The organism is Nonomuraea sp. NPDC050643 (genome assembly GCF_040654715.1).
Taxonomy (GTDB): Bacteria; Actinomycetota; Actinomycetes; order Streptosporangiales; family Streptosporangiaceae; genus Nonomuraea.
Map to the genome: position 1 here is coordinate 54025 of NZ_JBFAIM010000067.1, position 26851 is coordinate 80875.

15 protein-coding genes are annotated in these 26851 nt (G+C 72.2%); 10 read left to right on the plus strand and 5 right to left on the minus strand.

Going from position 1 to position 26851, the window contains the following annotated elements:
* Positions 1-105 precede the first annotated feature (105 nt).
* Both AB0I15_RS52670 and AB0I15_RS52675 read right to left on the minus strand, forming a co-directional pair.
* Positions 106-945: an SDR family NAD(P)-dependent oxidoreductase gene (locus tag AB0I15_RS52670; RefSeq protein WP_358114578.1), complete on the minus strand. Its 840-nt coding sequence runs from the start codon at positions 943-945 to the stop codon at positions 106-108.
* 132 nt (positions 946-1077) lie between these two features.
* Complete coding sequence (locus AB0I15_RS52675; protein WP_358114581.1) at positions 1078-1899, minus strand: helix-turn-helix transcriptional regulator; 822 nt, start codon at positions 1897-1899, stop codon at positions 1078-1080.
* 125 nt (positions 1900-2024) lie between these two features.
* Here AB0I15_RS52675 and AB0I15_RS52680 point away from each other — a divergent pair, with 125 nt between their 5' ends.
* The gene (locus AB0I15_RS52680; RefSeq protein WP_358114584.1) at positions 2025-2870 is read left to right on the plus strand and encodes a helix-turn-helix transcriptional regulator; all 846 of its coding nucleotides are present in this window, start codon (positions 2025-2027) and stop codon (positions 2868-2870) included.
* A gap of 66 nt (positions 2871-2936) precedes the next feature.
* Entirely contained in the window at positions 2937-3707 is a 771-nt protein-coding gene (locus AB0I15_RS52685) for an aminoglycoside phosphotransferase family protein (RefSeq protein WP_358114587.1), read from the plus strand.
* Between the two features lie 65 nt (positions 3708-3772).
* Here AB0I15_RS52685 and AB0I15_RS52690 read toward each other — a convergent pair whose 3' ends face one another.
* Positions 3773-4582, minus strand: a complete 810-nt coding sequence (locus tag AB0I15_RS52690; protein ID WP_358114590.1) for a cupin domain-containing protein — start codon at positions 4580-4582, stop codon at positions 3773-3775.
* 324 nt (positions 4583-4906) lie between these two features.
* On the opposite strand from AB0I15_RS52690, the gene AB0I15_RS52695 reads away from it, so the two are divergent.
* Complete coding sequence (locus AB0I15_RS52695; protein ID WP_358114593.1) at positions 4907-5158, plus strand: hypothetical protein; 252 nt, start codon at positions 4907-4909, stop codon at positions 5156-5158.
* A 65-nt stretch (positions 5159-5223) separates the two neighbouring features.
* On the opposite strand, the gene AB0I15_RS52700 is transcribed toward AB0I15_RS52695, so the two are convergent.
* Together AB0I15_RS52700 and AB0I15_RS52705 are read right to left on the minus strand one after the other, a co-directional pair.
* On the minus strand, positions 5224-6246 hold the full coding sequence (locus AB0I15_RS52700; RefSeq protein ID WP_358114596.1) for a serine hydrolase domain-containing protein: 1023 nt from the start codon (positions 6244-6246) through the stop codon (positions 5224-5226).
* Between the two features lie 157 nt (positions 6247-6403).
* Complete coding sequence (locus AB0I15_RS52705) at positions 6404-6679, minus strand: hypothetical protein (RefSeq protein ID WP_358114599.1); 276 nt, start codon at positions 6677-6679, stop codon at positions 6404-6406.
* Between the two features lie 131 nt (positions 6680-6810).
* On the opposite strand from AB0I15_RS52705, the gene AB0I15_RS52710 reads away from it, so the two are divergent.
* The 7 genes from AB0I15_RS52710 to AB0I15_RS52740 all read left to right on the plus strand — a co-directional run.
* Entirely contained in the window at positions 6811-8295 is a 1485-nt protein-coding gene (locus AB0I15_RS52710; protein WP_358114602.1) for a thioesterase domain-containing protein, read from the plus strand.
* Entirely contained in the window at positions 8292-12989 is a 4698-nt protein-coding gene (locus tag AB0I15_RS52715; RefSeq protein ID WP_358114605.1) for an amino acid adenylation domain-containing protein, read from the plus strand. Before AB0I15_RS52710 ends, AB0I15_RS52715 begins: the two co-directional genes overlap by 4 nt.
* Positions 12986-18427 (plus strand): SDR family NAD(P)-dependent oxidoreductase, encoded by a 5442-nt coding sequence (locus AB0I15_RS52720; RefSeq protein ID WP_358114608.1) that lies wholly within the window; start codon positions 12986-12988, stop codon positions 18425-18427. Before AB0I15_RS52715 ends, AB0I15_RS52720 begins: the two co-directional genes overlap by 4 nt.
* Positions 18424-18615: an MbtH family NRPS accessory protein gene (locus AB0I15_RS52725; RefSeq protein ID WP_358114611.1), complete on the plus strand. Its 192-nt coding sequence runs from the start codon at positions 18424-18426 to the stop codon at positions 18613-18615. The genes AB0I15_RS52720 and AB0I15_RS52725 overlap by 4 nt, the downstream gene beginning before the upstream one ends.
* Positions 18608-21748: an amino acid adenylation domain-containing protein gene (locus AB0I15_RS52730; RefSeq protein WP_358114614.1), complete on the plus strand. Its 3141-nt coding sequence runs from the start codon at positions 18608-18610 to the stop codon at positions 21746-21748. Before AB0I15_RS52725 ends, AB0I15_RS52730 begins: the two co-directional genes overlap by 8 nt.
* 7 nt (positions 21749-21755) lie before the next feature.
* Positions 21756-24896 carry a condensation domain-containing protein gene (locus AB0I15_RS52735; RefSeq protein ID WP_358114617.1) on the plus strand — a complete coding sequence of 1047 codons (3141 nt, stop codon included), beginning with the start codon at positions 21756-21758 and terminating at the stop codon, positions 24894-24896.
* On the plus strand, positions 24889-26851 hold a 1963-nt coding region (locus tag AB0I15_RS52740), incomplete at its 3' end, for a condensation domain-containing protein (protein WP_358114620.1). The genes AB0I15_RS52735 and AB0I15_RS52740, both read left to right, overlap by 8 nt.

Below are 26851 nucleotides of genomic sequence, written 5' to 3' on the forward strand. Positions count from 1 at the left end.
CGGTGATCGGTTTCTTGGGATCGGTGATGCTCGGTTGTGGCGTCTGACGCCACCGATGAGCTCGGTGCTGGTCGCCCTCGCGAAGGTGCTCGCCGGCTCCGTACGTCAGGCGGCGTCGTCGTGCGCGGTGGCCGCCGACTTGTCGCGCCAGGTGTTCAGGTCGTAGTGGATCTGCTCGAGCTTGACCTGGAGCCGATCGATGGTGTCCGGCCCGAGGTACAGGTGCCGGGGCAGGATGGTCTGGCCGGTGACCTCGTAGATCAGGGCCGCGCTCTTGACGGGGTCGCCGAGCTGGGTGTGGTTGGCGTCGTCGACCCAGTCGAGGGTGACGTGCGCGGGGGTGCCGTCGTAGTCGGCGATCCGCTCGCGCGCCAGCGACAGCGAGCTGGCGTCCAGGAAGTCGGTACGCAGCACGCCCGGTTCGACGACCATGGACTGGATGCCGAACGGCGACATCTCCGCCGCGAGGGCTTCGCTGATCCCGGCGACGGCGAACTTGGAGGCGCTGTACAGGCTGACTCCCGGCTCGCCTTCGAATCCGGAGCGCGAACCGATGTTGACGATCTTGCCGGAGCCACGGCGGCGCATGCCGGGCAGCACGGCCCGGGTCATGTTGATCAGGCCGAACACGTTGAGGTCGAACAGCGAGCGGGCCTCGTCGTCGCCGATCTCTTCCAGGGCGCCCAGCAGGCCGCGGCCGGCGTTGTTGACCAGCACGTCGATGCCGCCGAAGCGGTCCGTCGCGGCCTGGACCGCGGCGGGGATGGCGTCGCTGTCGGTGACGTCCAGGGCGACGGCGAGGACGTGCTCGGAGGTCCGCAGGTCGCCGGGCAGCCTGTCGGGGTTGCGGACGGCGACGACCACGTCGTCTCCGCCCTTGAGCGCGGCGCGGGCGATCTCGGCGCCGAGGCCGCGTGAAGCACCGGTGATGAACCAGGTAGCCATGATGTCGTCTCTTCCCTTGGTGTTTCTCTTGTCGAGAGTTCCGGCGGGAGTCGGCTCCCGCCGCTGACAGATTCAAGTCTGTGCAGCTCACGGGCAGGGATGAAGGCCGGGAGTTTCCTGGGAAGAGCACACCTAGGAAGAGAACATCGGGGTGGAGCGCAGTCGCTCGAACGCGTCCGCGGTCGCCGAGGCGGGCTGAGCCTGGTAGACGACGAGTTGCTGATGCGGGGCGCCGTTGACGGTGAAGGCGGCGAACTGGATGTGCAGATCGCCCACACGCGGGTGCCGCAGGTGCTTGCCCTCCTGCGTCTTCGACTTCACCTCGTGACGGGCCCACAGGTCGGCGAACACGGGGCTGGCCGAGCAGAGCTCGTCGACGACCTGGTTGAGGCGCGCGGACTCCGGGTCGTGGCCGTAGGCGGCCCGCAGTTCGGCCACGCAGGAGTGCGCGGCTCGCTCCCAGTCCTGATAGAACTCCCGTCCGGCCGGGTCGGTGAACACCATGCGGGCCAGATTGTCGGCGACGGCGAACCCTTCGTGCAGGGCGACGGCCATCGCATTGGCGGCCAGGATGTCCAGGGCGGGGCCCAGCACGAACGCCGGCGAGCTGTGCCAACCGTCCATGAGCTGCAGCAGGTGCGGGCTGACATGGTCATCGGCGGCGGTTCGGCGCCGGGCAGGCGGCTGGATCAGGCGGTGGAGGTGCTCGGTGGCCTCCTCGTCCAGGCTCAGGGCGCGGGCCACCGCCTCGGCCACCTGCGGCGAGGGGCTCGACTCGCGGCCCTGTTCGAGCCGTACGTAGTAGTCGCTGCTCATACCCGCCAGCATCGCCACCTCCTCGCGGCGCAGGCCCTTGACGCGGCGCCGCCCGTACTCGGGCAGGCCGACGTCCTGCGGTTTGAGAGCCTCGCGACGAGCCCGCAGGAACTCACCCAAAGGTGTGCTTCTGCTCATATAACCAGGTTATGGGACGCATGCCCGATGATCCATGACATGACTGTTTGGGCGTGTTTTCCTAGGAAAAGTGCACCCTGGCGTTGAGGCTCCCTTTGCCGCCGCTCTCACCTAGCCTCGATGCCATGGAGGGTGCCGACACGAGCAACACCTTGGGGCAGTTCCTGCGCCGCCACCGCGCGTCGATCCGCCCCGAACAGGTGGAGGGCCGACGGCGGGTGCCGGGGCTGCGCCGTGACGAGGTCGCCAGGCTGGCCGGGCTCAGCACCGGTTACTACGCGCGCTTGGAGCAGGGCAGGGATCGGCGCCCCTCGCGGCAGACGGTGACCGCCCTGGCCCGGGCGCTTCGGCTGGACGACCAGGCCGCGACCGAGCTGTACCGGCTGGCCGGTCCCGCCGCCCGCCGCCCTCGCCAGGCGCGGACGGAGCGGGTGTCCCCGGAGGTGCTGCGGCTCATGCACGGCTGGACGGACGTCCCGGCGTACGTGCTGGGCTGGTCGATGGACGTGCTGGCACGCAATCCGCTCGCCGTTGCGCTGCACGGGCGGTTTACCCGCGCCGACAACATGGCGCGCATGGTCTTTCTCGATCCGGCGGGGCGCGAGTTCTTCCGTGACTGGGGCGGGGCCGCCGGTGCCGCCGTGGGCTGGCTACGCGAGATCGCGCTCATGACGCCCGACGACCAGCGCGTGACGGAGTTGGTAGGTGAGCTGTCCATCAAGAGCCCGCCGTTCCGGCGCCTGTGGGCGGAGCGGGGGTCCGGCCGGGCCGCGTGCCGCGGCGTGCGCCTCTTTCACCCGGAGGTCGGGGAGCTGCGCCTGAGCAGGGAGGTCTTCCCGATCGCCAGCGCGCCCGGGCAGCGCCTGGTCACCTACCAGGCCGAGCCGGACTCGCCGTCCGCGGACGCGCTGACCCTCCTGGCGACCCTGGCCGCACCGGATGTCGGCGAGGTGGGTCAGGGCGCGGCGTGACGACTGTGCCGGTGGCGTGCACGAGGCCGCCGGTCGGCCGCACGGTCGCACGCGATAAACCCGGTGATGTCGATGGTCATCTTCGCGATAATCGCCGATGTGGAAAAGGTCGAGGTCGTCGTCGCCCATCACGAGTGCGCGACCCTGCGCGTCGGTGAGGTGTTCCTGAAGATCGATTCCGATCAGACGCGTACCGACGTCGAGGTCGAGGCGATGGCCATGGCGCCGGTCCCGACTCCGGAGGTCCTGTGGCGCAGGCCGCCCGTGCTCGCGCTCGCCGCCCTCCCCGGTGCGGCGCTCGGCCGCCTCGGCAAGCCGTCGACCGCGTCGCCGGCGGCGTGGGCCGCGGCGGGTGCCACCGTACGGACGCTGCACGACGCGCCACTGCCGCCATGGCCCGGTCGCAGCCTTGACGCGATCGCATCGCGCCTCGACGGCGAATGCAAGTGGCTCATCACGAACGACGTCCTTCCCGCCGGCCTGGTCACGCGCAACCGCCAGGTCGCCGAGGCCGCGCTCCGGCCGTGGACACCGGTGTTCACGCACGGCGACCTGCAGATCGCCCATGTGTTCGTCGACGGTGACGAGATCACCGGCGTGATCGACTGGTCCGAGGCGAGCCAGGGCGATGCCCTCTTCGACCTCGCCATCTTGACGCTCGGACACGAGGAACACCTTGGCGACGTCATCGCCGGCTATGGCGCCGACGTCGACCTCGACGTGATCCGCGCGTGGTGGTCGCTGCGAAGCCTGCTGGCGGTCCGCTGGCTGGTCGAGCACGGCTTCGACCCGTCCGCGCCAGGCTGCGAGGTCGACGTGCTGAAATCCCGGCTGTGAGGCCGCACGACTTGAGCCGAAGATAGGCCTCGAATCGACCCAGGACGAAAAGCCTGCTCAGGAAATCATCCCCACATACACTCCCAGTATTCTTCGCCACAAACAGATTCGCACTCGTAGAATTCCTTGCTGCCGTACGGGGCCACGCTCAGGCAGTAGCCGAAGCAATCCTGGTACAGGCTGTCGCAGTGGAAAGGGTCTGTCCACGCCCGCCGGCGCCGACGAGATCCTGGGGCCGGTCCGGCGGCACGTGGAGATCGCCGGGTGGCGCCTCGTGGGAATGCTCTGCCCAACTGCTGGAGCACGTCGTTCAGAATCGGGTCGGCGAAGGTGACCTCCACCACCGGAGAGTTCTTGCCGCAGCAGGTGTCGCGGTCTCCGGTGGTGGTGACGGACTCAACGGCGTCCTTCGGCACGACAAAGGCGTAGGAACGAAGGGGACCGGCGCCCACGGCATACGGCGTGATCCTGACATGGTCGGGTCGGTCGGCGACGGCTTCGACAATGCTCTGCAGCCCTTGCTGCTCCTGTTGTGCGAACAGATCGTCCAGTGAGATCGACTCGCCTGCCATATCGGGCCCCCGGTCGGTAGGAGACATATTTCCGAATCCAAGCTGCCCGGTGTCATGGTGGATGCCGCGTGCGACATGCCGTTCCATACGGAAGGCTGCACATCTCCAGGTGGTTCGCTTGACCTTCGGACGGGCCGAGACCACGTGACCGGCGAATACGGCGTGCGACGTGACCCGCGCCCCCGACTTGTCGCGAAATCCGTGCGCGACGCCCGGCGGCACCAGAATGACGGCGCCCGGGCCCACCGGCTGCCATTCTCCGTCGTAGTAGGCCTCCGCTTCGCCCTCGTCGACGATCAGCACTTCTTCGTTGGTCCGGGCGGACCGGATCGAGCACCAGGAAATATCGGGAGTCCGGCTTGTGGTTGTGCGGGTCCGCGGGAAAGGGGACATAGTCCACCTGAGTGATGATGGTCATGACACCCAGCCTGCACTCCCCGCTTGACCTGCCCATATCGCACTTTTTTCCTTACCTGGCAATCGAGAGGTAACCATCGCCCGCGGACCCAGAGCGCGCCTGGGGAACGGCGCGCCAGTACTGTTGGGACGTGCAAGAGACGCTCACGTATCTGGATCAGACATTCATCAAACTTCCGTGAGTTCCTCTTCGTGGATCACGCATATCGCTTGGTCGACATCAAGCGCTTCGGTGTGTCTCATGCAGATGCCGGTGACACCCGCCTGCTGACGGAGCTGATCGCCCGGTTGGAGCATGCGGTTCATCCGCTGGTGGCGGGGGCCACCGAGAGGTACCGGCTCGCGGATCTCGGCCGGGCCGCCTTTCACGACTGGGGCGGGGTTCATGTCGACTTTCACGAGCTGGTCTGCATCGACCGCCCCGCCAAGACTTTGTCGCTCCTGGTCGCCGCTGACGACTGAGCGCGTGTTCAGGACGGGCCGGTAACGTCGGGAGTCAAGGTGATTTCGCCGTTCGAAGCGGCCGTTCATGATGTGGGGCGTCGTCTGTTGGCCGTGTCGGCGGTGCACATGAGCCGTCCGGCTGCGGCGATGGCGTCGGCCGGTTGGCCGGAAGCGAGCTGCACGACCACCTGCGTCCCGCCGTCCGCGCTGCTCATCGCCATCCCGCTGTAGCCGAAGATCCACCCGGAATGGCTGAAGACGCGCCGCCCGCAGCCGAGCGTCTCGGCGAAGATGCCGAAGCCGCCGCTCTGCAGTCGCCTGCCCACCTCCTGGGCGAACACCCAGTGATAGAAGCTCGACACGTCGGCCGCGGTCGAGATCAGCCCGCCCGCGGTCCAGAAGATCGACGCGTCCAGCTCGGCGTTGTCCACGCCGTCGGTGTGTTTTCCGTGCGCGAGATCCTTGGGCAGGTCGTCGGTGGGGAGCTCGGTCGCGGTCAGGCGCTGGGGGCCCGTGATGCGCTCGCTCAGCAGCTCCCGGTACGGCCTGCGGGACACCTTCTCCAGAATCATGCCGAGCAGGATGAAGTTGGTGTTGGAATAGCCCTGCGCCTCTCTGTCCGCATATTTGAGGAGTTCCCGGGGCGGCCAGTGGCGGAGGTGGGCGCCGTCGCCCAGGTCCTTGACGAAACGTTCGTCGCGCAGGTAGTCGGAGATGCCGCTGGTGTGCCTGAGCAGGTCCGCCACGGTCGCCTTCGTCTTGATGACACCGGGCAGCACGTTGTCGACCCGGTCGGTGAGCGCCAGCCGCCCCTCCTCGACCTGCTGCAGGACGAGCGTCGCGGTGAACGTCTTGGTGATGCTCGCGATCCTGAACCGATGGTCCGTCCGCATCGGCACCCCGGTGTCCGCCTGCCCTGCCGCCGCCTGCCACGTCTGATCGCCCCTCCTGACGTGCACCACCGCGCCCGACGATCCGGACTCGACCAGCCGCGTGGCCTCCGCCCGCACGTCTGGCGCCGGGGAGGGCCGTACGGACGGCGTCGGGGGGACGGGAGAGCTGCACGCGACCGCGCAGAGCAGGGCGAGGATGGCTGCGATCCGCATGACTTGATAGTGGTGTCCGAGCTCTTCGGAGGGAAGGCCGGCCCTTCCCGCCTGATGCGCTTCCCCCCGCTTGGACTGGCGGCTGTCAACGCCCCCGCAGGGCCGCCGCCAGCAAGATCACCAGCTATCTGACCGATATGCGGAATAAAACTCGACTCTATTTGTCAATATTGCCAGATGTTCCATCGGCATGAAGACCGAAACCCTGGTTACGGGCATTCCATTGGCCAACGCGATCTTCACGCAGCGTGACGGAACCCTTTGGCGCAGCGGTTGGATGGAGATCATCTGCCCAGTTGGCAGGGTTCGCCGGACGCCAACGCGCCCACAAGCAGTGATATTTCTCGATGCCCGAAACCTCAATTCCGTCATTGGTTGAAATTTCACCGCTTGACTGACTTTCGGACAGAATAATAGGAATGGCGTGGCTCAAAGCGTTAACCGGTCCTCGCCACGACGAACTCTGGCGAGCGGCTCATGCTTCCTGCCGCCCGCGCGACGACCTCGCACGGCGTGGTGGATCCGTCTGGGGGGTGACTTCGCGTAGCAATGCGAGAGGAACACGTGCTACCCGAGACCCCGTTCGCCTCGCTGAGGCGGCACCCGTCCGGCGCTCCGCTCCTCTTCTGCCTTCCCTACGCCGGTGGGGACGTCTCGGCCTTCTGGCCGTGGAGGCACGCGTTCGACGGAGTCTTCGACGTACGGGTGGTGATGTTCCCCGGTCGTGAAGGCCGGGTGGCCGAACCCGGGGCCCTCTCCCCGGAGCTGATCGCGCGGTCCATCGCCGCCCACCACCGCACGCCGTACTCGATCTATGGGCACAGCATGGGCGGCCGGGTCGCCTTCGAGGTGGTACGCGAGCTGCGGCGGCTGGGCGTGCGAGCGCCCGAGTGCCTCTACGTCGGCGCCGCGCACCCGCCGGAGCGCCAGGAGACGCTGGGGCGATGGACGGGCCTGGGTGACGAGGACCTGATCGAAGAGCTGATCCACCGGCTGGGGGCGCCCGCGGAGTTACGGACGCGGCCCGAGGTCAAAGCCCTGCTCATCCCCGCCCTGCGGACGGACATGGAGTGGCTGCGCCGTTACCGCTTCGCCAGGCAGGAGCCGCTCGACGTCCCCATCGTCGCCTTCGCCGGCGCTCATGACCGAGAGGTCGCCCACCCCGTCATGCTCGGCTGGGCCCGCCACACCTCCTCGACCTTCCGCCTGCACACGCTCGACGCCGCACACCTGTTCCTCGCCACGCACGGCGATCAGGTGGCGCGGACGATCACAGCGGGTCCCCAGCAGCGCCCGACCCCGGACGAGGTGCACGTGTGGCTCGCCGACCTCGAGGAACTGCCCGAGATGTGCGCGGCCGTCGACGAGCTGTCGCCCGGGGAGGCGGCACGAGCGGCCGGGTTCCGGCAGGACGACCATCGGCGCTGGTTCGTCGGCGGGTCGGTGCTGCTGCGGCGGCTGCTCAGGGAGTACGGGGTCGAGCCGGGCGTCGGCGACCTCCCCGCCCGGCCCGGCGGCGAGCCGTGCACCGGGACCGCGCCGTGCACCGGGACCGGGCTCACCTACAGCCTCAGCCGATCGGGCGGGCTCGTGCTGGTCGCGCTCGCGACGGGCCGGGAGGTGGGCGCCGACCTCGAGCTCGTCCGCCCGCCGCTGGACGAGCAGGCCTTGGAGGGGACGCTGGACGAGCGGGAGCGCGACGAGCTCGCCGCGCTGCCCGAGGAGCTGCGCTCGCACAGCGCGCTGCGCATCTGGACGGCGAAGAAGGCGGTACTGAAGGCGGTGCGCGAGGCGACCGGTGACGGGCCGCGGGTGGATCCGGCGCTGTTCGGGTTCGCCGGGCAGCGGCCGGGCGCGACCTGGGTGCCCGAAGTGATGCCCGAAGTGATGCCCCGGGTGGCACCCGAGGTGGCGGAGTGGCGGGTGACGCACCTGCCGCTGGGCCGGGCGATCGCCGCGATCGCCGTCCGCGCGCCGCGCTTCCTGCTGCGTTTCGAGACGGTACGGCAAGGCCGGCTGGTACGGCAGGGCGTGGAGGCCGCAGGATGACGCTCCTCAGCAGTCTGATCACGGCCCAGGCCGCGAAGGCCCCGGACGCCCCGGCGGTCCGGCAATGGGAGAACGCGCTGACCTACGCCGAGCTGGCCGAGCAGGCGCGAGCGCTGGCGGGCCGGCTCCGCGAGCTCGGCGTCGGGCCGGAGACGCGGGTGGGCCTGTGCGCCCGCCGCACCCCGCTGATGCCGGTGGCGGTGCTGGGCATCATGCTGGCCGGCGGCGCCTACGTGCCGCTGGACCCCGGTCATCCGCGCAGGCGCCTGGAGGAGGTGCTGGAGGACGCCGGGATCGCGGTGGTCGTCGTGGACGGGCACGGCCGCGAGCTCCTGGACGGCTGCGGCCGTGCCCTCGTCCCGGCCTCAGCAGGCACCTCGGCCTGGACTTCGGCCGACACCTCGACCGGCACCTCGACCGGCACCTCGGCCGGCACCTCGACCGAGGCCGGGATCGCGGTGCTGCGGGAGGGCGGCGCCGTGCCGGGCAACGCGGCCTACGTCATCTACACCTCGGGCTCCACCGGCCGGCCCAAGGGCGTGGTGGTCAGCCATCGCAGCGCGGTCGCCTTCGCCACCTCGACGGCCGCACACTTCGGCCTGGACGCGCGATGCCGCTCGATCGCCTTCTCCGCGCTGGGCTTCGACGTCTCGGTGCTGGACATGCTGACCCCGCTGACCACCGGCGGCTGCGTGCAACTGGTGCCGGACGAGGACCGTGTGGATCCGGCCCGCCTGCAGCGCTTCCTGGAGGAGCACGACGTCACCTGGGGGTTCATCCCACCCGCGTTGCTGCCGCTGGTGGACCCGGCGCGCCTGCCGTACCTGAAGGACGTGGTGACGGCGGGTGAGCCGCCCGGGCCCGAGCAGGTGGCGCGATGGTCGGCGCACGCGCGCTTCCACAACTGGTACGGCCCGACCGAGTCGACCGTCTGCGTGGTGGGCGGCGAGTTCGACGGCGTGTGGGAGCGGCCGCTGCCGATCGGACGGCCGCTGCGCGGCTGCCGGGCGCACATCCTCGACGAGGAGTTGAACGAGTGCCCGGCCGGTGTGCCCGGTGAGCTGTTCATCGGCGGGCCGCAGGTGAGCCGCGGGTACCTGGGCCGGCCCGGGCTGACGGCGGAGCGTTTCGTGCCCGACCCGTTCGCGGCGGAGCCGGGCGCGCGGTTGTACCGGACCGGCGATCACGTGGCGTGGGAGGAGGACGGTCAGATCTCGTTCATGGGCCGCCTCGACCGCCAGGTGAAGGTCCAGGGGCAGCGGGTGGAGATCGGCGAGGTGGAGTCGGCGCTGCGCGCCCATCCCGGGGTGCTGCAGGCGGTGGTGGACTTCGCGGGCGAGCTGGTGGCCTACGTGACGCCCAAGGACGCGCCCGGCCTGGCCGAGCTGCGCGCGGATCTGGCGGTGCGGCTGCCGCCGTACATGCTGCCGAGCAGGCTGGAACGGCTGGACATCCTCCCGCTGAACGCCTCGGGCAAGGTCGACCTCGCCACGCTCCGGGCGCGGTCCCGGCCGGAGCGGGGAGGCGGCACGGGGCTGGCCGGGATCTGGGCGCGGGTGCTGGAGGCGCCCGCCCCGGACGACGGAGACGACTTCTTCCAGCGCGGCGGGCACTCGCTGCGGGCGATGCGGCTGGTGGCGGCGGTACGCGCGGAGCTGGGCCGGGCGGTGTCGGCCGAGGACGTCTACACGGCCAGGACCTTCGGCGAGCTGCGTGCGCTGGTGGAGCGCGCGCCACGGGAGACCGTCGCGGCGCCGCCCACCGGGAGCCCGCCCGCGCTCTCCCCCGCCCAGCGCCGGATGTGGTTCGTCGAGCAGCTCGCGCCGGCGTCCACCGCGCACAACATCGCGATGGCCGAGCGGATCCGCGGCCCGCTCGACACCACCGCGCTCCGGCGCGCGCTCACGGCCGTGGTGACGGTCCACGAGGCGCTGCGCTGGCGGGTGGGCACGCGCGACGGGATCCCCGAGGTGACGGTCGCGCCGCCGGGCGAGGTGCCGCTGCCGATCGACGACCGCTCGGCCGGGGAACTGGCCGAGGCGTTGCAGGCGGAGGCGCGGGCGCGTTTCGACCTGGCCGCCGGGCCGCTGTTCCGGGCGCGGCTCATCCGGCTCGGCCCGGACGAGCACGTGCTCTGCCTGACGGCGCACCATCTGGTGTTCGACGGCTGGTCGCAGGACGTGCTCTACCGGGACCTGGCCGTCGCCTATCGCGGCGAGCAGGTCGAGACGCGAGGGCACGGGTTCGCCGACTACGTGCGCTGGCTGCGCGGGCACGGCGACGGCCAGGCGCTGAGCTGGTGGCGGGAGCACCTGCGCGATGCCCCGCTGGTGCTGGACCTGCCGAGGGACGCGGCCAGGCCGCCCGCGCAGACCTTCGACGGCGCCTCCTGCCGGGGCGAGATGGACGCGACGCTCGCCAAGCGGGTGGCCGAGCTGGCCGCGAGACTGGGCGCCACGCCGTACGCGGTGCTGCTGGCGGCCTTCGGCCGGCAACTGGCCGGGCTGGCGGGGCGGGACGACCTGGTGGTGGGAGCGGCGTACGCGGACCGGCCGGACGTGGCGTTCGAGTCGTTGGTGGGGATGTGCGTGCAGGTCCTGCCGCTGCGGCTGCGCCCCCGGGGGGACTTCGCGGAGCAGGTGACGGCGTGCGCGGCCGAGCTGGGCGCGGCGATCCGGCACCGGGACGTGCCGCTCGGGCAGTTGCTGGAATCGCTGCGGCTGCCGCGCGACCTGAGCCGCAACCCGATCACGCAGGTCATGTTCAACATGTACAACTTCGCGCAGACCAGGCTGGAGCTGGCCGGTTGCGCGAGCGAGCCGATGCGGCCCGGGCTGCCGGGGGCGCTGTTCGACCTGACCATGTACGTGAGCGAGCACCGCGACGGTTACGCGCTGGAGCTGGTCTACAACCCCGGCCTCTACACGGCCGAGCGCATGGCGGCGCTGGTCGGCGGCTACGTCGAGCTGCTCGACGAGCTGCTGACGGGGCGGGTGGAGCACGACGTCCCCGACGTGGAGCTCCCGGCCTGGGCCGGGCCCGGGTTGCTGGAGCTGGTCGGCGACGCGCACGTGCGGACGCGGCGGCGGACCGAGGCGGCGCTCCGGACGGCGGGTGTCGAGCCGGGGGCCGTGGTGGCCGTCGTCGCCTCCCGGGTGCCCGAGCTGCCGGGGACCCTGCTCGGCGTGCTGGCGGCGGGGGCGCGGTGGGTGGTGATCGACTCGGCTCATCCTCCTGCCGTACAGGAGAGGCAGATCGCCGCGGCGGGAGCGCGGGCGGTCCTGCGGGAGCGCGAGATCGAGCTGCGCGAGGGCGGCACCGATCTGCCGGGGGCCGGTTATCTCTCGATGACCTCAGGCACCACGGGCGATCCCAAACCGGTCGTCACCACCGAGCGGCCGCTGGCTCATTTCATCTCCTGGTATGTCCGCACCTTCGCGGTCGGGTCGCAGGATCGGTTCGCGCTCCTGTCCGGGCCGTCCCACGATCCGGCGCTGCGGGACATGTTCGTCCCGGCCGCGGCGGGCGCCGAGCTGTTCGTGCCCGAGCAGGAGCTGACCCGTGATCCCGCCAGGCTCGTCGCCTGGCTGCGCGAGCACGCGATCACCGTGCTCCACCTGACGCCGCAGCTCGCGGCGGTGCTGGCGGGCACCGGCGTCACGCTGCCCGACGTGCGGCTGGCCGGGGTGGGTGGCGACCGGTTCACCGGCGCCGAGGCGGGCAGGTTGCGCGCGCTCGTGCCTCATGCCCGGCTCGTCGCCTTCTACGGCACGACCGAGACGCCGCAGGCGCACGCGTGGCACGAGCTGGCGGAGCCGTACCCGGAGGTCGTGCCGATCGGGCGGCCCGTCGAGGGCAGCGAGATCATCGTGGTGACGGCGGACGGCAGGCGAGCCGCGGTGGGTGAGCTCGGCGAGGTGGTCGTCCGCAGCCGCCACCTGGCCACCGGCTACCTGGATCCGGAGCTGACCGGTCGGCGCTTCGCCGGTGACCGCTTCCGCACCGGGGACCTGGGGCGGCGCAACCCCGACGGCACGATCACCCCGGCGGGGCGCGCCGACGACCAGGTGAAGGTGCGCGGGTTCCGGGTCGAGCTGGGCGAGGTGGAGGCGGCGCTCGCCGCCTGCAAAGACGTGCGGGCCGCCGCGGCCAGGGTCGAGGGCGGCACGCTCATCGGCTACGTCGTGCCCGCGCGGCCGGGGCTGGCGGCGCATCGCGTCCTGGAGGAGCTGCGCCGCGTGCTGCCCGGGCACGCCGTGCCCACCGAGGTGGTGGCGCTGCCCGCGCTGCCGCTGACGCCCAACGGCAAGGTGGACCGCGCCGCGCTGCGCGGACGGCCGGTCGAGCAGCCAAAGGCCGACGGCCGCCCCGCGCAGAAGGTCGACGGTCCCACGCAGAAAACCGTGGCCCAGGTGTGGCACGCCGTGCTGGGCATGCCGCGGCTCGGCCCCGACGACAACTTCTTCGAGATCGGCGGCCACTCGCTGGCCATGGCCGCCGTGCAGGCGCGGCTGAAGGCGGCGACCGGGCGCGAGGTCCCGATCGTGGAGCTGTTCAGGCATCCCACGATCCGGACGCTCGCCGCTCATCTCGATGGCGAGGGCGGCAGCCCGGGGCTGGACCGGGCGGCGCGCCGCCTTGCCGTACGCCGAGACAGGTTGAGGAACCGCAACGAGAAGGGGACTGCCCCATGACGGACGAGCCCACGGCTGAGCCGATCGCGATCATCGGCTTGTCGTGCCGAGTCCCGGGAGCGGGTGACGCGCGGCAGTTCTGGCGCAACCTCGCCGACGGCGTCGAGTCGCTGACCACCTACACCCTGGAGGAGCAACGGGCGCTGGGCGTGGCGGAAGGTGTGCTGGCCGACCCGAACTTCGTGCCGGCCGCGATGGTGCTGGAAGACCACGAGGACTTCGACGCGGCGTTCTTCGGCATGTCGATCAGGGAGGCGGAGGTCCGCGATCCGCAGCATCGGATGTTCCTGGAGCTGTCGCACACGGCGTTGGAGGACGCGGGTTACGACTCGTTCCGCTATCCAGGCGAGATCGGCGTGTACGCCGGGACCGGAACGGACGCCTACCAGTGGCGCAACATCCGCAGCAACGCCCAGGCCCACAAGAACGCCGGCTGGCTGGCGGTCATGGTGGGCAACCACGTCGACTACTGCGCCACCCTCACCTCGTACAAGCTCGACCTGCGCGGCCCCAGTTACACCGTGCACACCGCGTGCTCGAGCGCGCTGGTGGCGGTGCACATCGCGTGCGAGGCGCTGCGCAACGGCGAATGCGACATGGCGCTGGCCGGCGCCGCCATGCTGGACCTGCCGCAGGGCGAGGGGTACGTCTACGACCAGGACGGCATCGTCTCGCCCGACGGGCACACCCGCTCCTTCGACGCCGGCTCCGGCGGCACCATCTGGGGCAGCGGCGGCGGCGTCGTCGTGCTGAAGCGGCTGTCCGAGGCGATCGACGACCGCGACAACATCCGCGCGGTGGTCCTGGGCAACGCGATCAACAACGACGGCGCGGGCAAGGTGGGCTTCTCCGCGCCGAGCCTGGACGGGCAGGCCGCGGTGATCGCGCAGGCGCTGGGCGTGGGCGGCGTGGACCCGCGTACGGTCACCTACATCGAGGCGCACGGCACCGGCACGGCGCTCGGCGACCCGATCGAGGTGGCCGCGCTGTCCAGTGTGTTCGCGCAGCATACGGCCGACACCCAGTGGTGCGGCATCGGCTCGGTCAAGAGCAACATCGGCCACCTCGGCCAGTCGGCCGGCATGCCCGGCGTGATCAAGACGGTGCTGGCGCTGGAGAACCGGCTGATCCCGCCGACGCTGCACTACACGAGCCCCAACCCGAAGATCGACTTCCCGGCGAGCCCGTTCTACGTCGTCTCCTCGCCGACGAAGTGGGAGCGCGACGGCTTCCCGCGCCGTGCCGGGGTCAGCTCGTTCGGTATCGGCGGCACGAACGCGCATGCCGTACTGGAAGAGGCGCCGCCGCGCCCGCCGCTTCCCCGCGAGCGGCCCGCGCACCTGCTGAAGCTGTCGGCCAGGACGGAGTCGGCGCTGGCCGCCGCGCGGGAACGGCTGGCGGCGCACCTGGCCGCGCATCCCGAGACGGACCTGGCCGACGTGGCCTTCACGCTGCGGGTGGGCCGCCGCGAGCTCAAGCACCGGGCCGCCGTCGTCGCCACGTCGCCGTCCGACGCGGTGGCCGCGCTGGCCGATCCCCGGCGGATCGTCGCCGGCGCCCGGCCGAAGCGGGCCCCGCAGGTGGCCTTCCTCTTCTCCGGTCAGGGCTCCCAGTACGGCGGCATGGCCGCGGAGCTGTACCGGAACGAGCCGGTCTTCCGCGAGGCGGTCGACGAGTGCGCGGCCGTCCTGGACGTGCGTGAGCAGATCTTCGCCATCGGCGAGGAGGCGGACGAGGCGCTGCGGCAGACCTCGCTCACCCAGCCCGCCCTGTTCACGGTCGAGTACGCGCTGGCCAGGCTCTGGCTCTCGCTGGGCGTCGAACCGGCCGCGATGATCGGCCACAGCATCGGCGAGTACGCGGCGGCCACCATCGCCGGCGTCTTCGCGCTGCCCGACGCCCTGCGGCTGGTCGCGGCGCGCGGCCGGCTGATCCAGGGCATGCCGCCGGGCTCCATGCTGGCCGTGCAGCTCATGCCCGACGAGATCACGCCGATGCTGCCCGACGGCGTCTCCGTGGCCACCGTCAACGGCCCCGGCACGTGCGTGGTGTCCGGCCCGTCCGAGTCGGTCAGGGAACTGGCCGAGATGCTGGAGGAGGAGGGCATCGGCTGCACCCTGCTGCGCACCTCGCACGCCTTCCACTCGGCGATGATGGAGCCGATGCTCGGCGAGTTCCGCGAGCTGGTCGCGGCCGTCGGGCCGGCCGCGCCGAGCCTGCCGTTCCTGTCCAACGTCACCGGCACCTGGATCACCGCCGCGGAGGCCACCGACCCGTCCTACTGGGCCAGGCACGTGCGCGAACCGGTCCGTTTCGGCGACTGCGTCTCGACGCTGCTGACCGACGGCGAATGGATCATGATCGAGTGCGGGCCGGGACGGCAACTGTCCGGCCTGGCGGACGCCCAGCTACCCGCCGGTGCGATCGCCCCGCTGCCGTCGCTGCCCGGCCCGCGTGACCGGGCCGGCGACGTCGCGATCTTCTCGCAGGCCGTGGGCGCGCTCTGGGTCCACGGCATCGAGCTGAACGACTTCGGCGCCCCCGGCTACCGCGTCTCGCTGCCGACCTACCCGTGGGAGCGGCAGCGCGCCTGGATCGACCCCGACCCGCAGGGCGCCTTCGCCGGTGGCGTCGCCCGCCCGCGGCAGGCCGACGGGCCGCTGCCGCCCGAGCAGTGGTACGGCGTGCCGGTCTGGCGTCAGGCCCCCGCCCGTCCGGCGACGCCGTCGCCGATCACGCGCTGCCTGGCCTTCGTGGACGAGGACTCGGCCGCGCTGGCGGACGCGCTGCGCGCCTCCGGTGCGGAGGTTCTGGAGGTGCGGCCGGGCGACGCCTTCGGCGCCTTCGACGGACATTTCACGGTACGGCCGGCCGTACGGGAGGACTACGACGCGCTGCTCGAAGCGGTCGGCGAGATTCCCGGGCGGATCGTGCACGCCTGGGCCCTCACCGGCGGCGAGCAGACGTGGGCGGCGCAGGAGCGCGGCTTCTTCGGCGTCCTGGGTCTCGTGCAGGCGCTGTCGGCGGCCCAGCCTCCTGGCGGTGTGCAGCTCGATCTGGTGACCGCCGGCACGATGGACGTCGTCGGCGACGACCTGACCAGGCCGGAGCACGCGACGCTGGCCGCCTTCGCCCGGGTCGTCCCCCTGGAGACGCCGTGGCTGCGCGTCCGCCACATCGACGCGCCGGATCGGGACGCGGTACGCGGCGTCGCCGCCGAGCTGGGCCGCCAGGCGGAGCCCGGCGAGGCCGGGCTGCTGGCCCCGGTCGCCCTGCGCGGCGGCAAGCGGTGGCTGCTCGGCTACGAGCAGGTGGAGGTGGCGAGCGAGCCGGGCGAGCCGCGCGACGGCCAGGTGTACGTGATCACCGGCGGTCTGGGCGGCATCGGCGTCTCGCTGGCCGAGGATCTGGCGGGGCGCGCCCGCGTCGGCCTCGTCCTGCTGTCCAGGAGCGGGCTGCCCGGCGGCCCGCCACGGTCGGCCCGCGAGGCGCGCGCCGTCGAGGCGATCCGCCGGATGGAGGCCGCCGGGGCGCGGGTGCTGACCCTGGCCGCCGACGTGACGGATCCGGCGGACATGCGCCGGGTCAGGGACGACACGCTCGCCGCCTTCGGCCGGGTGGACGTGCTCGTGCACGCGGCCGGCCTGCCCGGCGGCGGCATGGCCCAGATCAAGGAGAGGGAGGCGGCCGAGGCCGTGCTCCGCCCCAAGGTGCTCGGCACGCTGGCGCTCCAGGAGGCCTTCGGCGACCTGGAGCTGGAGGCCGTGGTGCTCTGCTCGTCGATCACCGCGGTGGCCGGCGGGTTCGGGCAGATCGACTACTGCGCGGCCAACAACTTCCTCGACGCGCACGCCCGCGCCGGACGAGGCTGGAACGCGGCCCAGATCGTCAGCGTCAACTGGGGCAAGTGGCTGGAAGTCGGCATGGCGGCGGAGACCGAGGCGCCCGCCGGATTCGTCGCGTTGCAGCGCGGCGACCGGATCAAGGCGATCGACCACCCGGTCCTCACCGCCCGGCACGCCGGCGAAGGACTCGACTGGTGCAGCGGCACGCTCTCGCCGGGCACGCACTGGGTGCTGGACGAACACCGCATCGCCGGCGTCCCGGTGCTGCCGGGCACCGGTCACCTCGAGCTGGCCAGGACGGCCGCCGAGGCGGTGCTGCCCGGCGACGGGCTCGTCGAGCTGCGGGACGTGGTGTTCGTCGAACCGCTGTCGGTGGCCGACGGGGCGACCGCCGAGGTACGGGTGATCTTCACCCCGGAGACGGACGGCGCGGAGTTCCAGGTGCAGAGCATCATCGGCGGGTCGCACCGTACCCATGCCAGAGGCATGGCGGCCAAGGTGAACCCGCCACCGGCCGGCCGCGTGGACCTGCGCGCGATCATGGATCGCTGCGTGCCCTCCGCGGATGGGCAGGGCGGCGTCCCGCTGTCGGGTCTGCTCACGCTGGGCGGGCACTGGAGCAGGACCCTGGCCGCCACGCATACCGGCCGGCAGGAGGCGCTCGGCCTGTTCGAGGCCAACGACGTGCTGCTGGCCGATCTCGACCTGTGGGGGCTGCACCCGGCCCTGCTCGACGCGGCCACCACCTTCAGCTGGAGCCAGATCGAGGGTCACTACCTGCCGCTCGGCTACGGCCGGATCACCGTACGCGGGGGCCTGCCCGAGGCGTTCTGGAGCCACCTGCGCATCACCAGCACCGACACCGACGAGGTGCTGGTCGTCGACGTCACGTTGATCGCGCCCGACGGAACGGTGCTGGTGCAGGTCTCCGACTACGTCCTGCGGCGGATCGACACCGAGGCCGTGGTGGCCGGGGTCGTCACCAGCGCCGACTCCCAGCGCGCCGCCCCAGCGGCGCCCCGCGATGCGGCCCATGGTGCGGCCGGCGATGCGATCGGCATCCGGCCTGCCGACGGGGCCGTCTCCCTGCGCCGGCTGCTCGCCGCCCCACTCGGCCCCCAGGTCGTGGTGGCGGCCACCACGGTGGCCGAACTCGTCGCCGGCGTCGGCTCGCTGACCCAGGAGACCGTCGAGACCGAACTCGACCCGGCAGCGGTCGCCGACCGGCAGGACAAGGCGCCGGCCGAGGGTTACGTCGCCCCGCGCAACGACGCCGAGACCACGATCGCCCGCCTGTGGGGCGAGGTGCTCGGCGGCGACCACATCGGCATCGACGACGACTTCTTCGAGCTGGGCGGCAACTCGCTCATCGCGGTCCAGCTCATCGCCCTCATCCGTAAGGAGCTGGGGGTGCGGCTGCCGATGCGCAGCCTCTTCGAGGAGCCGACCGTGGCCCGCGTCGCGGCCCTGATCGACGCCGCCGCCCAGCCCACTCCCGGGCCCACTCCCGGGCCCACTCCCGGGCCCACTCCCGGGCCCACCCCTGGGCCCGCCACCCAGACCATCCCCCGCCTCCCCCGGAGTTCCGCATGAGCGCAGAGACCAAGGTCGTTCTCAACGACGAGGAGCAGTACTCCATCTGGCCCGCCGACCGGGACAACCCCTCCGGCTGGTACGACGCCGGCTTCTCCGGCACCAAGGACGAATGCCTGGAGCACATCGAGCGCGTGTGGACCGACATGCGGCCGAAGAGCCTGCGAGAGGCGATGGCCGGTGAGTGATGCCTTCCCCGCGTCCTCCGGCCAGGAGCGGATGTGGTTTCTCGCGCGCTTCGAGCCCGACCTGGCCGTCTACAACATCGGGATGTCCATGCCGATGGCGGCCAGACAGCCGGTGGACCCGCGCCGGCTGGAGCGGGCGATCGATCTGGTGGTGCGGCGCCATGAGGCGTTGCGCACCACGTTCGAGTTCCGGGACGGGCAGGTGGTGCAGATCGTCAGCCCCGACGCGCCGCCCACGGCGCTGACGGAGACGGACCTGACCCACCTGCCGCGGGCCGCCGCCGAGGCGGAGCTGGCCCGGCTGGCCAGGGCCGACGCGGTGCTGCCGTTCGACATGGAACGGGCCCCGCTGTTCCGCGCCAGGCAGGTCAAGCTGGCCGAGGACGATCTGCGGCTGGTCATCGTCTTCGATCACACGATCTTCGACGGCGTCTCGTCCATGATCTTCATGGACGAGGTGGGCGAATGTTACGACGCCCTCGGCGAGGACCGGGCGCCGAAGCTGCCCGAACTGCCGATCCAGTTCGCCGACTTCGCGGTGTGGCAGCGCGGCAGGCTGTCCGGCGAGTTCCTGGAGACCGAGCTGGCGTACTGGCGCGAGCGGCTGGCCGGGGTGCCCGCCGACCTCGCCCTGCCGGGCGATCGGCCACGGCCGGCCCGCCGTACGTATCGGGGCGAGATGCGGCTCGGCGCCTACTCCCCCGAGCTGTCGGCGGGCGTGGAGCTGCTGGCCAAGGAGCTCAACGCGACGTTGTTCACGGTGATGCTCACCGCGTACGCGGCCGTGTTGTCGCGCTGGTCCGGGATCGACGACATCGTGGTGGGCACGCCGATCGCGGGACGGCTGCTGCCCGAGACCGAGCCGGTCATCGGCATGTTCGTCAACGCGGTGCCGCTGCGCGTCGATCTGTCGGGCACGCCCACCTTCCGCGAGGCCGCCGCCCGCGTACGGGCGACGGTGGCCGAGGCGTTGGACCATCAGGAGCTGCCGTTCGAGCGGCTCGTGGAGGACCTGCAGCCGGCCCGGGACCTGAGCGTGCCGGCCCTCTATCAGGTGATGTTCAACCTGGCCGTCCTCACCAACGAGGGGCAGATCGCCAACGGCACCGCGAAGGCGGACATCCAGCTCGACCTCAACATGCGCGACGGGCGGCTGCACACCCGGCTGGAGTACGCCACCGACCTGTTCGATCCGGAGACCATCGAACGCTTCGAGACGAATCTGCGCCGGCTGGTCGAGTCGGCCGTCGCCGACCCCGACCGGACGCTCTCCACGCTCCCGCTGCTCACGGAGGAAGAGCGTGAGCGGGTGCTGGCCCTCGGGACCGGCGCCCCCCAGGCCGCGCCCGGGACCCTGCACGCGTTGATCGAGGCCCAGGCCGCCGCGACCCCCGGCGCTCCCGCGGTGCTCTTCGGCGATGTCACGCTCACCTACGCCGAGCTCAACGGCCGCGCCAACCGGCTCGCCCGGTATTTGCGCCACATCGGCGTCGAACGTGGTCAGCCCGTCGCGGTCAGCGCGGAGCGCTCGCCCGAGCTGGTCGTCGCGCTGCTCGCCGTCCTCAAGGCGGGCGGGGCGTACGTGCCGCTGGATCCCGAATACCCGCCGGACCGGCTGGAGTTCATGCTCTCCGACTGCGGCGCACGGGTACTGCTCACCCAGCGCCACCTGCCGACCGGTGGGCCGATCAAGACCGTGGTGCTGGAGGACGACCACGACCTCGGCTCCGGCGATCTCGAGCCGGTGACCGGACCGGACGACGCCGCGTACCTGATCTACACCTCGGGCTCGACCGGCCGGCCGAAGGCCGTGGTCAACACCCACCGCGGCATCGTCAACCGCCTCGCCTGGATGCAGGAGACGTTCGGCCTGACGGCCGGCGACGTGGTGATGCAGAAGACCCCGACCAGCTTCGACGTGTCGGTGTGGGAGCTCTTCTGGCCGCTGCTGCAGGGCGCCTGCCTCGTCCCGGTACGGCCGGGCGGCCACCGCGACCCCGGCCACCAGCGCGACCTGATCAAGCGGCACGCGGTCACCACGATGCACTTCGTGCCGTCGATGCTCGCCCTCTTCCTGGAAGAGGCGAACATCGAGTCGTGCACGTCGCTGCGGCGCGTGGTGTGCAGCGGCGAGGAGCTGCCTCCCAGGATGGCGGCCCGCTTCTTCGACCGCCTGCCCGGCGTGGAGCTGCACAACCTCTACGGCCCGACCGAGGCGGCCGTCGACGTCTCCTGGCACGCCTGCCGGCCGGGCGAGACGGTGATCCCCATCGGCCGTCCGATGCCCGGCTGCCGCCTGCACGTCCTCGACGAGCACCTGGAGCCGATGCCCGTCGGCGTGCCCGGTCACCTGCACATCGGCGGCGTCCAGGTGGCCCGCGGCTACGCGGGACGGCCGGGGCTGACGGCCGAGCGTTTCGTCCCCGACCCGTACGGCCCGCCGGGCGCGCGCCTGTACGCGACCGGCGACCGGGCCCGGCTGCGCGCCGACGGCGAACTGGAGTTCCTCGGCCGCATCGACGACCAGGTGAAGGTGCACGGCTGGCGAGTCGAGCCGGGCGAGATCGAGGCGGCGCTGGCCGAGGACGCCCGGGTGCGCAGGGCCGTGGTGGCCCTGCGTGATGACGCGCCGGGCGGCCGCGGGCTGGTGGCCTACGTGGACTGGACGGGCGAGGCGGACCGGCTGTCGCACGAGATGCGGACCGGGCTGGCGGGCAAATTGCCCCCGGCGCTGGTGCCGCAGGCGTTCGTGCAGGTCACCGAGTTCCCCTTGGGCCCGAGCGGGAAGCTCGACCGCGCCGCGCTGCCGCCGCCCACCGGGCCCGGCCGCGGCGATCTGGGCACCGCCTATGTCGCGCCGGAGACGCCGCTGGAGGAGGAGGTGTGCGCGCTCTGGGGCGAGCTGCTCGGCCGTGACCGGGTGGGCGTCGAGGACGACTTCTTCGCGCTCGGCGGCCACTCGCTGCTGGCCGTCCTGCTGATCACCCGGTACCGGGAGTGGTACGGGATCGAGATGGACCTGCGGGTCTGTTTCGAGCTCACCACGGTGGCCGAGCACGCCCTGGCCGTACTGGAACTCCAGCTCGGCGACGTCGAGCTGAACGAGCTCCTGGGGGAGGACACGGACGGATGAGTGGCGGATGAGTGAGGTGAGAGGGCGGCTGGCCCGGCTCAGCCCGGAACAGCGCGCGGCGCTGGAGCGCAAGCTCCTGCGGCGGCCGAAGGCGCGGCCCACCGGCATTCCCGCGCGCAGCGATCCGGACGCGCCGGCGCCGCTCTCCTACGGGCAGGAGCGGCTCTGGTTCCTGCAGCGGCTCGACCCTGCCGACGCCTCCTACAACATGTACCTGGTGCAGCGGCTGCGCGGTGAGCTGTCCATCCAGGACCTCGCCAGGGCGCTGACCACCGTGGCGGCGCGGCACCCGATGTTGCGGGCCCGCTTCCCCGCCGTGGAGGGCGGTCCGGTCCAGGTCGTCGAGCCGGCGCTGAAGCTCGATCCGGTGCTGGTGGACCTCACGGACCTGCCCGCGGCCGAACGCGAGGCGCGGGCCACCTCGATCGTGGCCGAGCTGACCAACGCGCCGTTCGACCTGGCCACGGGCCCGCTGGTGCGGGTGCACCTGATCACGCTGTCGGCGACCGATCACGTGCTCTGCCTGGTCCTGCATCACCTGGTGGCCGACGGCTGGTCCCTTAAGATCATCTTTTCCGAGCTGGCCGCCTGCTACACCGGGAACGCGGCCGGGCTGAGCGCGCCCTCGCTCGACTACCGCGACTATGCGGCCTGGCAGCGTGGCCGGGAGCCGTCGCAGGAGTCCCTGGACTACTGGCGGGCCCAGCTCGACGGTGTGGAGCCGCTCGACCTGCCCACGGATCGGCCGCGACCGGCCGTACGCGGAACCAGGGGCGACTACTGCGCGCGCCGCATCGGCCCCGAGCTGACGGCCCGCCTGGAGCGGCTGGCCAGGGACGAGCGCGGCACGCTCTTCATGGTCCTGCTGGCCGCCTACCAGCTCCTCCTGGGAGCGCACTGCGGCACGGACGACCTCACGGTCGGCTCGGTCATCGCCGGGCGCGATCGCCCGGAACTCCAGGACGTCGTCGGCTTCTTCCCCGAGACGCTCGTGCTGCGCGGCGACCTGTCCGGCGACCCGACCTTCCGCACGCTGCTCGCGCGGACCAGGGCAACGGTCCTGGACGCCTTCGCGCACCAGGACATCCCCTTCGAACGCCTGCTCAACGACCTCGGCATCCGCCGCGACCTGAGCACGACGCCGCTGTTCCAGGCGATGTTCGTGATCCAGGACAAGGAGGCCTCCGCCCTTCCGCTGCCCGGCATAGAGGCGGAGATCTTCGACCCGGGGGCGACGCAGGCGAAGTTCGACCTGATGCTGGACGTCACCCAGTTCGACGGCTCCCTCTGGGCGATGCTGTCCTACGCCGGCGACCTGTTCGAGGAGGAGACCGCGACGCGGTTGCTGCGGCGGTGGGAGCGGGTGCTGGAGACGGTAGCGGGCGACCCGGGCGCGCCGCTGTCCGCGCTGCGCGCGGCGATGCTGCTGCCCGAGGACAGGCCGCCGGTCCTCGACGCCCCGCAGCCGCCCGCGCGCGACGTGCTCGACCTCTTCCAGGAGCGCGTACGGCTGACGCCCGGCGCGCCGGCGGTGAGCCACGGCACCCGCCGGGTCACCTACGCCGAGCTGGACGCCATGGCCGCCGTGCTGGCGGGGCGCCTGTCCGAGGCCGGCGTCGGCCCGGACACGGTCGTGGGCCTGCGCGCCAGGCGCTCGGTGGAGCTGATCGCCGGGATGCTCGCCGTCGGCATGGCGGGCGGCGCGTACCTGCCGCTCGACCCGGCCTACCCGCCGGAGCGGCTGCGGTGGATGGCGGCGGACGCGGGCGCGGCCCTGGTGCTGGACGAGGACGATCTACGCGAGCCGGGCGGCTCACCTCGGGCCGCAGTGCTGGGCTCGCTGGCGTACGTGATCTACACCTCGGGTTCGACCGGGCGCCCCAAGGGCGTGGAGGTGCCGCGCGAGGCGCTGGCGGCGCGGGTGGGCTGGATGCGGGAGCACTACGGGCTCGGGCCGGGCGACCGCGTCCTGCAGTTCGCCTCGCCGAGCTTCGACACGCACGCCGAGGAGATCTACCCGGCGCTGGCCGCCGGCGCCGAGCTCGTGCTCTGCCCGGACGACCCGCTGCCCGACTTCCTGAAGACTCCGGAGGGTGCCGCGCTCACCGTGCTGGACCTGCCCACGTCGTACTGGCGGGAACTGCTGTCCATGGGCGTCGCCTGGCCGCCCGGTCTCCGGCTGCTCATCCTGGGCGCCGACCCGCTGCCCGGCCCCGCCCTGGCCACCTGGTACGAGTCCGGCCCCCCGGGTGTTCGCCTGATCAACAGCTACGGCCCCACCGAGACCACGATCATCGCCGCCACCGCCGAGATGGACCCCGCCGAGGCGCTGCGCCGCCCGACCGTGGGCGTCGCCCTGCCCGGCACCACGCTTGAGGTGCTGGCCCCCGACGGGCTCCCGGTTCCGCCCGGGGTCGCGGGCGAGCTCCACATCGGCGGCAGCGGCCTGGCGCGCGGCTACCGGGGCGCGCCCGCGCTCACCGGCGAGCGCTTCGTCCCCGGTCCTGACGGCTCGCGCCGCTACCGCAGCGGCGATCGGGCCCGCTTCCGCCTGGACGGCAGGCTGGAGATCCTCGGCCGCCTGGACCGGCAGGTGAAGGTGCGCGGCTACCGCGTGGAGCCGGGCGAGGTGGAATCCGTGCTGCTCGCCCACCCGTCCGTACGGCAGGCCACCGTGGTGGTCCGCGACGACCGCCTGATCGCCTACGCCGTCCACGACGCCGGGGACACCGGGGACACCGGGGACGCCTTACGCGATCACCTCGCCGCCGAGCTCCCCCCGCACATGGTGCCCAGCGCGATCGTCTCGCTCGATCGCATCCCGCTGACCCCCGGCGGCAAGGTCGACCAGGCCGCCCTGCCCGCACCGGGCCAGCCTCCGGGCGCGGCGTACGAGCCGCCGGCCGGGCCGGCCGAGGAGCTCGTCTGCCTGGTCTGGTCCGAGGTGCTGGGGCTGGAGCGGGTGGGCGCGCTGGACGACTTCTTCCGGCTCGGCGGCCACTCGCTGCTGGCCACCAGGACCACGGCCCGCATCGCCGCGGCCACCGAGCTGGAGGTGCCGCTCAAGCTGGCCTTCACCCACCCGACGCCACGCCTGCTGGCCGCGGCGCTGGAGCACCTGGCCGAGGAGGCCGACGAGCGTGGATGAGCGGCGTGCGCGCGTGGAGGCCCGCTTCCGCAAGGCGGTGGCGGGCCTCGGCACCGGCACCGGCACCGGCGTCGCGGAGGAGATCCCGCGACGGGCCGAGGGCAGCGATCCCCCGCTGTCGTTCGCGCAGGAGCGGCTGTGGTTCATGGAGCAGTTCGCCCCCGGGACGAGCGCCTACGTGCTGCCCGTGTCGGCCAGGCTCCGCGGCCCGCTCGACGTCGAACGGCTGCGGCGGTCGCTCGACGCCGTGGTCGCCCGGCACGAGAGCCTGCGCATGACCTTCCCCGCCGGCCCCGACGGGCGGCCGGAGGCGCGGGTGGCGGATCGGGTGCGCGTCCCGCTGCGCGTCGTGGACGTGACGACGGAGACGGCGGCCAGGCAGGTGCTCAGCGCCGACGCCGCGCTCCCTTTCGACCTGGCGGCCGGTCCGCTGCTGCGCGCCACCCTGGTACGGCTGGCGCCCGACGACCACGCGCTGCTCGTCGCCGTCCATCACATCGTCGCCGACGGCTGGTCGGCCGACCTCATCCTCCGCGAGCTCCTGGCGCCACCGGAGCGCGGACCGCGGCTGGGTTTCGGCGACTACGCGTTGTGGCAGCGAGAGCGGCTGAGCGGCCCGCGCCTGGCGGCCGACCTGGCGTTCTGGCGGGGCGAGCTGGACGGGTTGCAGGTGCTCGAACCGCCCCTGGATCGGCCCCGCCCGCCTCGGCAGGGCTTCCGGGGCGGCTGGCACGACCTCGAACTGGAGGTGTCGGCGTTCCGCGAGCTGTGCCGGGCCGAGGGGGCGACGCTGTACATGGGGCTGCTCGCCGCCTTCCAGGTACTGCTGGCCCGCTGGTCCGGCATGACCGGCTTCGCGGTGGGGTCGCCGGTGGCCGGGCGGACCAGGCCGGAATTCGAGGAGATGGTGGGGCTGTTCGTCAACCTGCTCCCGATGCGGGCGCGGCTGGCGGGCGATCCCGGATTCGCCGAGTTGCTCCGCCGTACGCGGGATGGAGCGCTCGAGGTCTACGACCACCAGGAGCTGCCCTTCGAGAAGCTGGTCGCCGAGCTGGACCCCGTACGCGATGTCAGCCGCCCGCCGCTGGTACAGGTGCTGTTCGCGTTGCAGAGCTACCGCGACGGCGGCGAGGGCTTCGAGCCGGACAGCACGACCACCCGGTTCGACCTGGAGCTCTACGCCGCCGAGCGAGGTGAGCTGCTGGAGGGGCGCTTCGTCTACAACGCCGAGCTGTTCCGGCCGGAGACGATCGAGCGGCTGGCGCGGCGGTTCGCCGCGCTCCTGCGTGCGGTGGTGGCGGCGCCCGACGTGCCGGTGGGCCGCCTGGACATCCTGCCGGCCGAGGAGCGAGAGCAGATCTCCCGGTGGAACGCCACGACCCGGGAGCATCCGGGCGGGACCCTGCACGAGCTGGTCTTCGAGCAGGCCGAGCGGACACCGGAGGCGACGGCCCTGGTCTTCGAGGGCGACCGGCTGACCTACCGCGAGCTGGCCGAACGGGCCCGCGCCGTGGCGGCCGGGCTGAACGTGCGGGTGGACCAGCCGGTGGGTGTGTGCATGGAGCGGGGGCTGGACCTCCCGGTCGTGCTCCTCGGGGTGCTGGCGGCCGGTGGCGCCTACCTGCCGCTCGATCCGGGTCACCCGGCGGAGCGGACGCGCGGCATGCTGGCCGACGCGGGCGCCGACCTGGTGCTCACGGCGGCGGACGGGCCCGCGGCCCCGGGAGCCGTCGTGCGGGTGCGCGAGGACAACCTGGCCTACGTCATCTTCACCTCCGGATCCACCGGACGACCGAAAGGCGTCGGCGTCTCCCACCGGGCGATCGTCAACCGCCTGCGCTGGATGCAACACACCTTCCCACTCACCCCCCAAGACCGCGTCCTGCACAAAACACCCACCACCTTCGACGTCTCGGTCTGGGAACTCTTCTGGCCCCTCATCACCGGCGCCACCA

Excerpts from the sequence above, each read along its gene's own strand:
- AB0I15_RS52670 (WP_358114578.1), bottom strand. The coding sequence starts at position 945 with ATGGCTACCTGGTTCATCACCGGTGCTTCACGCGGCCTCGGCGCCGAG.
- AB0I15_RS52720 (WP_358114608.1), top strand. The coding sequence starts at position 12,986 with ATGACGGACGAGCCCACGGCTGAGCCGATCGCGATCATCGGCTTGTCG.
- AB0I15_RS52685 (WP_358114587.1), top strand. The coding sequence starts at position 2,937 with ATGTCGATGGTCATCTTCGCGATAATCGCCGATGTGGAAAAGGTCGAG.
- AB0I15_RS52675 (WP_358114581.1), bottom strand. The coding sequence starts at position 1,899 with ATGAGCAGAAGCACACCTTTGGGTGAGTTCCTGCGGGCTCGTCGCGAG.
- AB0I15_RS52725 (WP_358114611.1), top strand. The coding sequence starts at position 18,424 with ATGAGCGCAGAGACCAAGGTCGTTCTCAACGACGAGGAGCAGTACTCC.
- AB0I15_RS52715 (WP_358114605.1), top strand. The coding sequence starts at position 8,292 with ATGACGCTCCTCAGCAGTCTGATCACGGCCCAGGCCGCGAAGGCCCCG.
- AB0I15_RS52680 (WP_358114584.1), top strand. The coding sequence starts at position 2,025 with ATGGAGGGTGCCGACACGAGCAACACCTTGGGGCAGTTCCTGCGCCGC.
- AB0I15_RS52700 (WP_358114596.1), bottom strand. The coding sequence starts at position 6,246 with ATGCGGATCGCAGCCATCCTCGCCCTGCTCTGCGCGGTCGCGTGCAGC.
- AB0I15_RS52735 (WP_358114617.1), top strand. The coding sequence starts at position 21,756 with ATGAGTGAGGTGAGAGGGCGGCTGGCCCGGCTCAGCCCGGAACAGCGC.